This window comes from Psychrobacter sp. Ps6, assembly GCF_022129235.1.
Taxonomy (GTDB): Bacteria; Pseudomonadota; Gammaproteobacteria; order Pseudomonadales; family Moraxellaceae; genus Psychrobacter.
The window spans coordinates 820-1714 of sequence record NZ_JADQAI010000106.1 but is presented as its reverse complement, the minus strand read 5'-3'; the positions used below and the strand labels follow the sequence as shown (position 1 = coordinate 1714).

At 33.3% G+C, this 895-nt stretch carries 1 protein-coding gene; it reads left to right on the top strand.

All coding sequences use genetic code 11. The features are described from left to right. Window positions 1-299: 299 nt before the first annotated feature. A partial coding sequence (locus I3255_RS14115; RefSeq protein ID WP_238039383.1) for an AAA family ATPase occupies window positions 300-895 on the top strand: 596 nt, incomplete at its 3' end.

Below are 895 nucleotides of genomic sequence, written 5' to 3'. Positions count from 1 at the left end.
AACAATACCGACAGTGCTTTTGGTGGTGCTTTTGCGGCTGCGTTTGCTAACGCCAAGAAAAAGTAATCACTAGCAAGTTGAACTATCATGCCCAGCGTTTATCGTTGGGCATTTTTATATAGGATAAATCAAAAATTTATAAACAAAAACACAGAGTAAATCTCTTAAAAAGCAGCCAAAAATGATACATTATGAACAGTAAATTAGACTGTTAGGATTATGGTTGAATGACATCATCACTATTAAGGCTATGAGATCGCAAGCATCAAAAAAAGGCTGAAGAAGAACAAAAAAAAATAATGCCAAAAATAAAGCGATTTAATTATCGATTAAAAAAATTACATATCGATAATTTAAAAGGTATACATGACCTCACAATAAATTTTGAGGAAAATAAAAATGTTACAGCAATTGTAGGTATTAATGGCTCAGGGAAATCAACAATAATTCATGCTTTAGCTTGCGCGTTTAAACCAAAAGGGAAGCAAACATCGAAAGACTATAATCGCCTTTCTCATTTTTTCACTCCCAATAAAGATGCAACTTGGGATAATAGTTCGTTTACTCTTGATTTTGAATACTACGCAAACACGTCAAAACTACCGAAACCAGCTTTAGTTTCTGGTAATCAAAAATTTCATAAAAAACCAAGTAAAAAACAAAGCCGTTGGCTACCTATATATGGTCGAAGACATGAACGAGAATCTGCATATATAGGGTTACATGACCTAGCAACACTAAATGAAGATAAAAATGCTAGTCGTTACAAAGAGTATGAAACAATAGAGTTAGCTCACGAAGCAGCAGATCAGATAAAACAGGATATGATCTATATTCTTGGAAGAAATTATGCGTCATTAAAGAGCTGTACAAATACAAAAGCAGGCAAAGTACA